Source organism: Rhizobium sp. 05L429, from assembly GCF_056397645.1.
Genome location: NZ_JBFTNV010000024.1, coordinates 129056 through 138374, shown reverse-complemented (window position 1 = coordinate 138374; position 9319 = coordinate 129056). Strand labels below are relative to the sequence as shown.

Below are 9319 nucleotides of genomic sequence, written 5' to 3'. Positions count from 1 at the left end.
TGATAGCTCGCTGTGGAGGGACCCTGACGATGTTCAAATTTTTCTCGATCAAGCCGTCGGCTGACAGCTTTGATGTCGATACCGGCACCTATGCCGACGGCATCACTGAGCGCTACTACCGTGATCTGAGCGGTCGCCAGGAAAACCGCTTCCGTTCGGCCCATGAGCGCGATTACGGCGCAAGCCGCGAAATCGGCGAACTTGCGCCACACGGCGCAGTCGGCAATTAATCGGCTGATTCCCTATTTGCAGGCATCAGGGGCGTAGCGTTTCCTGCGCTTTCCGGCTCAGGCTGCTTGCCAGGACCGTTCGGTTGCGGCCCTTGGCCTTGGCATCCAGAAGGGCCGCATCTGCTCGGCTCACCAGCGTATCGACTGCACCTTCCCCGGGTGACACAGCCACACCGATCGACACCGACACGGCGCCGAGAATCTGACCTGAGTGGGAGAGTGCCGCTGAACTGATCTGCGCACGCAGCATTTCGGCGAATTGGAAGCCGCCCTCTTCGCTGTGGTCAGGCAGTAGTATTGTGAATTCCTCACCGCCGAAACGAAATGCGTAGCCGTATCCGGCAGCGGCATTTCGCAGGATTTGCCCGACATATTGCATGACCAAGTCACCGGCATCGTGGCCGAACTTGTCGTTGAAGCCCTTGAAATGATCGATGTCGATCATCAGGCATACCAACGGCTCATCGGCATCGTCACGGCCGCGCCGGTGCAACGTGTCATCGAGGAAGCGGCGGTTGAAAAGCCCGGTCAACGGATCGCGCACCGCAAGATCGGTCAGCTTCTCGCGAAGCTGCAGGTTGGCGACCGCCAGTCCGACATTCTCGGCAATCAACTCAAGATAGAGGCGGGCATTTTCCAGCACCGGCACCCGCCCGTCGCGTTCCTCGAGATAGAGAAGGCCAATCATATCGCCCTGCGCGGTCAGCGGGAAACAGGAGGTCGTAACACCGCTGCCTTCGACATGAAGGCAGGTCACATCGCCATCGCCGACGCCGCTCATATGGGGGCGGCCGCGCCGCAGACCCCAGCAGGCATTGGCCGAGAAAGCCGCCTGCGCATTGACCGGCTCCAGCCACGTGCCGGCCTGCGCGAGAGAGGACTTGTCCTCGTTCAGGGTATAAAGACTTCCGGCAATGCCCGGAAAGATCTGCGGCGCAAAGCGCGCGACGACATCGGCCAGTTCATGCTGATTCTCACAGGCCTGAAGGCGATGCATCATCTGCAGGATGAGATCCTTGGTGTGCTGGTCCGCCCGCCGCTCGGCATCCAGACGCTCGCGTTCAAGGCCGTTCTCGCGAAAAATCTGGATGGCCTCGTTCATCTCGCCGATTTCGTCGTGGCGGCGATCGTCAGGAACCTCGACAGCATAGTCCTGCTTGGCCAACCGGGTGACGATGCCCGTCATGCGCACGAGGGGCATGGCCACGCGACGCCGCAGGATAAAGTAGAGTACGGCGAGGAAGAGCAGGCCGGTGATGCCCAGCATGATCTTTGCGACAAGGCTCCATTGGTCACTGCGCCGGCGCGCATCTTCGAGTGCCGCGCCGGTGCGTGTCGCCGTGATATCGCGCAAACGCCCAGCCGATTCCACCAGAGCCGTCTGCAACCGCTCGTGCTCCGGTCCAAAAAGCGCCTGCTGTGCTGCCTGCCGATCTCCTTTCTGATAGGCATCGACAGCGGCGGCTTCCACAGCGTCAAGCGCCTCGGCCTGTTTGTCTATGTCCTCGATAATATTCCGCTCTACGGCAGATATATCCCTCGCCGCGATCTGCTCGGCGGCTGTTTCGCGCTGCCGCTCTGTTTCCTCGTCCGCCTTGAATGCAATAAGGTGGCGCTGTTCGCCCCGCATGACATAGAGCCGTGCTTCATCGCTTGAGAATTCCGCACCCATCTGAAGCTGTTCGGCAAGTGTGTCGAGCGCGAGATGCTCCTCAACCGCACGCCTTTCGTCTTCAGCACTGCGTGACGACATGATAAAGGCCACAGCCGAAAGCGCCGTAAGGATCACGGTTATGCCGTAGGCCCAGTTGGTGATGGTGCTTATTCTCATGAGGCCATGATAGCGAAATCGGAGTGAAGGAGAATTAAAGAAACTTCTAACACAGCGTTGTTGCGCTATGCGTTTTGGAAAAAAGCAGAAAGTCTGGATCGAAAATACCCGCCGATACGCGAAGGTGGCGTCAGAACCCTTGGCAATCACGGTCCTGTCACGTCAACAAAGAATGACTGCAGTCATTGCTTTTTGTGCAGCTGATCGGGCCTGTGCGCAGCCCTTTTGCCGGATTTTTCGCTCTCCACGATATATTGCGGATCGGACTTCGAGGCTTTCACCTCATGCTCTTTGATCTTGGTCCGCGTCGTCTGCTTTTTGACAATTTTGCCGGCGGTTTCTCCCTGGCTCGTATTCCACGACACCTTGTCACCTGTCTTGAGATCCTTGCTCATTGTGTCTCCTTCCAACAATCGGCGGCTACAGCGGCAATTTGCTAAGGCCGCCATTCCTGGTCATTCCGGGTATCCAGTTCACGATCCAGATAATAGGCGGCGCTGATGAGTGCGAGATGGGTGAACGCCTGCGGAAAATTCCCTGAAAGCTCCGATCTCATGTCAAATTCCTCGGCATAGAGACCGACATGGTTCGCGTGGTTCAATACCGCCTCGAAGACGCGGCGGGCTTTCTTGAGATCGCCCGCCCTGGCAAGGCATTCCGCATACCAGAAGGAGCAGGCAGAGAAGGCCCCTTCCCGGCCGCCCAGCCCATCGGCGCTCTTGTAGCGATAGACAACGCCGTCATCCGCTAGTTCCCTGCCGATTGCATGGAGCGTCGCGAGCCATTGTGGATCGGTCGCACTGACAAATCGCACAAGCGGCATCAAGAGCAGTGACGCATCCAGACTGTCGCCGTGCTTCGTCTGTACGAAATGGCCTTTCTCGCTGTTCCAGAAATTTTGCCATATATCATCGTGAATATCGTTGCGGGTTTCGAGCCATCGGGCAAAGGGGGCGGCAAGGGAACGCTTGTTTGCCAGCCGCAACGCCCGGTCGACCGCCACCCAGCACATCAGGCGCGAATGCAGGAAATATTGCGGCTCCCGCCGCATTTCCCAGATCCCGGCATCCGCGTCCTGCCAATGCTCGCAAACGTAATCGATCACCTCACGCACGCCCTGCCACGCCTTATGCGAAATGGCATGTCCATATTTGTTGCTGAGATAGATCGAGTCCATCAGTTCGCCGTAGATGTCGAGCTGAAACTGCTCCGAGGCCTTGTTGCCAACGCGAACCGGACGCGCTCCGCCATAGCCACTGAGATGGTCGAGGACAACTTCGTCGGGCACATCGCCACCATCGAGGGCATACATGATATCCAGTCGTCCGCCGTAGTCGCAGTTGGACGCACGTTTTCCGATCCATGCATTGAAAGCCTCGGCCTCCTTCCGATAACCAAGACGCATCAGCGCATAAACAGTGAAAGACGCATCTCTGATCCAGGTGGCGCGATAATCCCAGTTGCGCGTGCCACCCGGAGCCTCCGGCAGCCCGAAGGTTCCGGCGGCGATGATCGAGCCATGCCGACGGGAGGTGAGCAGCTTCAAGGCCAAGGCGGCCCGGTTGACCATCTCGCGCCAGCGCCCACGATAGGTGGATTGCCCGGCCCAATCCTGCCAATAATCGATCGTGCCATCTTCGAGGGCCTGAATGTCGGACGATTCCACCGGATCGCTATCGACAGCGGCAAGCACGAAATCTGCGGTCTCGCCGGCCTTGAGCCGGATATCCGGCGAGATGACATCGTTTCCGTCCTGTATCAGCGCAACATTAGAGCTTATGCGGAAGCCTGCCGCCGACGGCGAGCGCCAAGTCGCGCAATTGCCCACGATCTCCGGTCGGACCGATTCCATCGCATAGTTGAAACGCGGCGCACAACGCATCCTGACAGCAACGTCGCCGCGCGTAGCGCGTATACGCCTGACAACCGTTGTCGGCCCGTCGGGGTCAGCATCCTTGACCACCATGAAATCGGTGATCTCGGCGCTCAGCCCCACGCCCATCCACCGCGTCAGCAAGACATTCGTGTCGGGCAGATATTGCTGCGTGACGCGGGCGTCGGGGATATCAGGATAAAGCTCAAAAACGCCGCCGCGTTCCGGATCCAGCAGCGCAGCAAAAATCGATGGGCTGTCGAAATTCGGCCAGCACAGAAAATCGACCGCGCCATCCTTCGCCACCAGAGCGATCGTCGCGAGATCGCCAATCACCCCGTGATCGCCGACCAATCTTGGTATGCTGCGATCGTCATCTCGCGCGCCCGAGACATGCAAACTTCTGGTCGATGCTTTGGAATCCATGATCTCTTCCACCCGCTGTGTTCCGACAACGCATCGGCATTGGGTTGGTTTCAGGCCGAAAGGATCGTGATTGACTGCCGACKGGCGCGCGCCTTGGGTCAGGAAGAGTTTTACTTGGAGGTTGATGGCGGTTGCCAGCCGCAATAGCGAAAGAATTGAGCGCTCAATACTAAACGCCGGACGTCTGGACGCAGCGTTTCCGCCGCGTCCAGACAGAGCTTCAATCAGACGAGATCGAAACGATCTGCGTTCATGACCTTGGTCCATGCCGCGACGAAGTCCTTGACGAACTTCGCCTTGGCGTCCGACTGGCCGTAGACTTCGGCGAGGGCGCGAAGCTGCGAGTGGGAACCGAAGACCAGGTCGACGCGGGTGCCGGTCCACTTGACTTCGTTCGTCTTGCGGTCGCGTCCTTCGTAAACGCCTTCCTTACCTGCAACGGGAGCCCAAACCGTGCCCATGTCGAGCAGGTTGACGAAGAARTCGTTCGTCAGCRCTTCCGGAYGCGMGGTGAAGACGCCRTGYTCSGGCTTGCCGGCCTTCAGCACACGCAGACCGCCGACGAGAACCGTCATCTCAGGTGCGGTCAGCGTCAGCAGTTGTGCGCGGTCGACGAGCGCTTCTTCCGGCTTCATAAACTGCAGGCGCTTGCTGTTCACATAGTTGCGGAAACCGTCGATGCGCGGCTCCAGAGCTGCGAAGGATGCAACGTCGGTCTGCTCCAGCGAGGCATCCGCGCGGCCCGGCGTGAACGGCACGACGACGTCGTGCCCCCCTGCTCTTGCGGCCTTCTCGACGCCTGCTGCGCCGGCCAGGACGATCAGGTCGGCAAGGGAGATCTTCTTGCCGCCGGTCTGGGCGGCATTGAAGGCCTTCTGGATGCCTTCGAGGACGCCCAGAACCTTGGCGAGCTGCGCCGGTTCGTTGACCTCCCAATCCTTCTGCGGAGCAAGACGGATGCGTGCGCCATTGGCGCCGCCGCGCTTGTCGGAGCCGCGGAAGCTCGAGGCGGAGGCCCAGGCGGTCGAGACCAGCTCCTGTACCGACAGGCCCGAGGCAACGACCTTGACCTTCAGCTCGGCAATATCGGCGTCATCGACAACAGGGTGATCGACGGCCGGAATGACGTCCTGCCAGATCAGGTCTTCGGCCGGCACTTCCGGGCCAAGGTAGCGGACCTTCGGACCCATGTCGCGGTGGGTCAGCTTAAACCAGGCGCGGGCAAAGGCGTCGGCGAACTGGTCCGGGTTTTCCAGAAAACGGCGTGAGATCTTCTCGTAGATCGGATCGACACGCAGCGCCAGATCGCTGGTCAGCATGGTCGGCAGTTGCTTTTTCGAGGGGTCGAAGGCATCCGGAATGGAAGCCTCGGCATTTTTCGCCACCCACTGCTTGGCACCGCCAGGGCTCGTGGTCAGCTCCCATTCGAAACCGAAGAGGTTTTCGAAAAAGTAGTTGCTCCACTGGGTCGGCGTTTGGGTCCAAGTGACTTCCAGGCCGCTGCCGATGGCATCGCGACCGACGCCGCTGTTGAATTTGCTCGTCCAGCCAAGGCCCTGGGCCTCGAGCTCGCCACCTTCAGGATCGACGCCGACAAACGACGGATCGCCGGCACCATGGGTCTTGCCGAAAGTGTGGCCACCGGCAATCAGCGCCACGGTCTCTTCGTCATTCATCGCCATGCGCGCGAAGGTCTCGCGGATGTCGCGAGCGGATGCAAGCGCATCGGGAGTGCCGTTCGGGCCTTCCGGGTTGACATAGATGAGGCCCATCTGCACGGCGCCAAGTGGCTCTGCCAGTTCGCGTTCGCCGCTATAGCGCTCGTCGCCGAGCCAGGTGCCTTCCGGACCCCAGTAAAGCTCTTCCGGCTCCCAGACGTCGGCGCGACCGCCGGCAAAACCGAAGGTCTTGAAGCCCATGGATTCGAGCGCGACGTTGCCAGTCAGGATGAGCAGGTCGGCCCATGAAATGCTGTTGCCGTATTTCTGCTTGATCGGCCAAAGAAGGCGGCGGGCCTTGTCGAGGTTGACGTTGTCAGGCCAGCTGTTGAGCGGCGCAAAACGCTGCTGGCCCTGACCGGCGCCGCCGCGGCCGTCGGTAATGCGATAGGTGCCGGCGCTGTGCCAGGCCATGCGGATGAACAGGCCGCCGTAATGGCCGAAGTCCGCCGGCCACCAGTCCTGCGAATCCGTCATCAACGCATGGAGATCCGCCTTCACTGCTTCGAGATCGAGCTTCTTGAACTCTTCGGCATAGTCGAAATCCTTGCCCATCGGGTCGGAAAGACCGGAATGATGGTGAAGCATCTGCAGGTCGAGATGGTTCGGCCACCAGTCGCGGTTCCCTCTGCTGCGGTGAGCCGTATGGTCGACGGGACATTTGCCCGCGCTGTCAGGTTTCTGGTCCATAGTTTTCTCCTGTTGCTTCCCTGTGGCTGCCGCTTCAGGGCAGCCTGTGCGTCTAAACCATTCGGCTTGGCTGCCTGCCCGACTGCGTTCCAACCCCGTACGGGTCAGCAGCAGGATCGCTGCGCATCCTCCCCTTCGTTCCTTCTTATCGGAAGCCCATCATAAATTTAAGTTGGATTTACTGATGGCTGCGATAAGCTGAAATTATGACCAACCTTACACTCAAACAGCTTCGCTATTTTGAAGCCCTGGCGCGCCATGGCCGTTTCCGGCACGCCGCCGATGCATGTGCGATTTCGCAGCCCGCTCTGTCCATGCAGATCAAGGAGCTTGAGGAACAATTGGGGGGCAACCTCTTCGAAAKGGGCGCCAAAGAAGTAAAACTCACCGCCTTCGGGCAACTGCTTGCGCTCCGCGTCCGCGACATTCTTCGCGCCGTGGACGAGCTCGCGGATCTTGCCCGTGCTTCGCAGGACAAGCTGCTGACGCGGCTCAGAATCGGAATCATTCCAACCATCGCACCCTATTTACTGCCAACCATCATCAGAGATCTGAACAGGACCTTCGACAGCATTGAAATACAGGTCCGCGAGACGCTGACAGCTAGGCTGGTTCACGAGGTGGCGCAAGGCGAACTGGATCTGGCAGTGGTCGCCCTGCCGGTATCGCAGCCATCCCTCACCGAGATCAAATTGTTTGAAGAGGAATTCGTGTTGGTCCGGCACCGCGAAGACGAAGGCAAGCCGGTGCCGGAACCCGAGGCCCTGCGCGAAATGCGCCTACTTCTGCTTGAGGAAGGGCACTGCTTTCGCGATCAGGCCCTGTCATTTTGCGGCATAGAATCGACACGCCCTCGGGAAATCATGGAGGGCAGTTCTCTTTCGACGCTGGTGCAGATGGTCAGCGCCGGCATTGGTGTAACCCTGATCCCCGAAATGGCGGTACCGGTTGAGACGCGCTCGGCGGATGTCTCCATCTCCCGGTTCCGCACGCCCCGCCCCCTGCGAACGATCGGAATCATCTGGCGCAATTCGACGCCTCTGGCCAAACAACTGCTCCAGATTTCCGAGGTCATCCGGCATTCGGCAGGAAGCCAGCGCCGTCAGATCTCGGCGGAGTAGCCGATCCTGCACCTGCCGATTTCATGACTGGTTTTTACTGCCCCACTGGCCAGCTTGCCGGCTGCGCTCTAGCTTCCCGCACGAAACGATCGGCAGCAATCCGGCTTATGGGAGCCATCCCGGTGTAAATCGGCTTCCATCTCAAGAATAGAGGCGCTGATCCGTGACAAGGGGAGCATGGAATTGGATTTGATCGACCTGATGCCGATCACGCCGAACTGGGTGGACATCGCAATCCGTCTGACGGCAACGATCATCGCCGGCGCATTCATCGGCCTCGACAGGGAGCGAGGGGGCCACGTCGCGGGATTGCGCACGACCATCCTCGTCGGACTKGCGGCCTGTCTCTCGATGATCCAGGCAAATATCCTGTTGGCGACGAGCCAGAGCGCCAACGGGTCGATGGACATATTGCGGTTCCCGCTCGGCGTACTCACAGGCGTGGGTTTTATCGGCGGCGGGGCGATCCTGAAAAGGGGCGACATCACAACCGGCGTAACCACGGCGGCCACGCTGTGGCTGATCACGGCAATCGGCCTGTGCTTCGGCGGTGGACAGATCGTGGTCGGTGCCATCGTAACAATTCTCGCGGTCCTGATCCTTTCCCCGCTGAAACAGGTAGACCGGTGGATATCCGGTCAACAGAACGGCATGGTCGCAATCAAACTCCCGGTTGACGCCGAGATCCCGAACCTGAAGACAACGGCTCTCGAGCTCTCCGAAGCAACCTTTACAGGGCTCACCGATAGMAATGACGGGCATCGCGAGTTGATCTACGAGATCAGGTGGAAATCCGTTGGAGGTGTTCCAGGCGCAGATCAAATAGCCGCATCATTGGAAAAGAACTTTCGCGTCACGCGTTTCGAGCATCGCGCCACCGTGACATAAAACCAAAGGCTTCAAGCGTCCTTCACAGCGAGTGACCGTCCTGATGCTCTCATATAGGGCACGTGAGGTGCTTGAAAGCACGATCTCACGTCCAGATGAAATCGATCGATCAATTAGCCAAACGATCGTTTAGTTGACGAAATAAAGAGATGACGGAAGGCTGGGGCAACGAATGGAGATGACCATGCCGCTTCTTGTTGAGAACAACAGCCGGATGCAGCGCTATGAACTGCCGATCAACACTAATGCAATGGCCATGGCCTACTACAGGATGGCGGGCGACAAGATCGTCCTTACCCACACCGAAGTTCCGTTCGAATATTCCGGCGCTGGAATCGGAACCAAGCTCGCTGACGGCGTCTTCGCGCAGATCAGGAAAAACGGCCAGAAGGTCGTTCCGCAATGCGAGTTCATGGCGGCCTATGCCGCAAAACACCCCGAATATAACGACCTGATCACCGGCTGATATTTTCGCCTCTTGCCGCTACAAGACGTGAGGAGCAGCCACAGCGGGTCAATTTTGCCGCGGCCGCACTCTCATG

Annotated in this window: 8 protein-coding genes; 4 read left to right on the top strand and 4 right to left on the bottom strand. The window is 59.2% G+C overall.

The genetic code is table 11. From position 1 onward, the window contains the following. Positions 1 to 230 (top strand): hypothetical protein (locus AC1DNW_RS23685; RefSeq protein WP_477854522.1); only part of this gene is annotated, 230 nt, incomplete at its 5' end. 25 nt (positions 231 to 255) lie between these two features. Here AC1DNW_RS23685 and AC1DNW_RS23680 read toward each other — a convergent pair. From AC1DNW_RS23680 to katG, 4 genes are all read right to left on the bottom strand, one after another. Then, positions 256 to 2061: a diguanylate cyclase gene (locus tag AC1DNW_RS23680; RefSeq protein WP_477854521.1), complete on the bottom strand. Its 1806-nt coding sequence runs from the start codon at positions 2059 to 2061 to the stop codon at positions 256 to 258. Positions 2062 to 2243: 182 nt separating this feature from the next. Next, positions 2244 to 2456 carry a hypervirulence associated TUDOR domain-containing protein gene (locus tag AC1DNW_RS23675; protein ID WP_113301731.1) on the bottom strand — a complete coding sequence of 71 codons (213 nt, stop codon included), beginning with the start codon at positions 2454 to 2456 and terminating at the stop codon, positions 2244 to 2246. A gap of 41 nt (positions 2457 to 2497) precedes the next feature. Continuing rightward, positions 2498 to 4360: a glycoside hydrolase family 15 protein gene (locus AC1DNW_RS23670; protein ID WP_477854520.1), complete on the bottom strand. Its 1863-nt coding sequence runs from the start codon at positions 4358 to 4360 to the stop codon at positions 2498 to 2500. A gap of 224 nt (positions 4361 to 4584) precedes the next feature. Further along, positions 4585 to 6768 (bottom strand): catalase/peroxidase HPI, encoded by a 2184-nt coding sequence (katG, locus tag AC1DNW_RS23665; RefSeq protein ID WP_477854519.1) that lies wholly within the window; start codon positions 6766 to 6768, stop codon positions 4585 to 4587. Positions 6769 to 6974: 206 nt separating this feature from the next. Between katG and AC1DNW_RS23660 the strand changes: the two genes are divergently transcribed. The 3 genes from AC1DNW_RS23660 to AC1DNW_RS23650 all read left to right on the top strand — a co-directional run bounded on the left by AC1DNW_RS23660 (position 6975) and on the right by AC1DNW_RS23650 (position 9243). Next, positions 6975 to 7889 (top strand): hydrogen peroxide-inducible genes activator, encoded by a 915-nt coding sequence (locus AC1DNW_RS23660; protein WP_477854518.1) that lies wholly within the window; start codon positions 6975 to 6977, stop codon positions 7887 to 7889. A 177-nt stretch (positions 7890 to 8066) separates the two neighbouring features. Next, positions 8067 to 8777, top strand: coding sequence for an MgtC/SapB family protein (locus AC1DNW_RS23655; protein ID WP_477854517.1), 711 nt, complete (start codon positions 8067 to 8069; stop codon positions 8775 to 8777). A 184-nt stretch (positions 8778 to 8961) separates the two neighbouring features. Next, positions 8962 to 9243, top strand: coding sequence for a GNAT family N-acetyltransferase (locus tag AC1DNW_RS23650; RefSeq protein ID WP_477854516.1), 282 nt, complete (start codon positions 8962 to 8964; stop codon positions 9241 to 9243). Positions 9244 to 9319 lie beyond the last annotated feature (76 nt).

Bases quoted from the DNA above. Each gene is read 5' to 3' on its own strand.
- AC1DNW_RS23675 (WP_113301731.1), bottom strand. From the start codon at position 2,456: ATGAGCAAGGATCTCAAGACAGGTGACAAGGTGTCGTGGAATACGAGC.
- AC1DNW_RS23680 (WP_477854521.1), bottom strand. From the start codon at position 2,061: ATGAGAATAAGCACCATCACCAACTGGGCCTACGGCATAACCGTGATC.
- AC1DNW_RS23670 (WP_477854520.1), bottom strand. From the start codon at position 4,360: ATGGATTCCAAAGCATCGACCAGAAGTTTGCATGTCTCGGGCGCGCGA.
- AC1DNW_RS23650 (WP_477854516.1), top strand. From the start codon at position 8,962: ATGCCGCTTCTTGTTGAGAACAACAGCCGGATGCAGCGCTATGAACTG.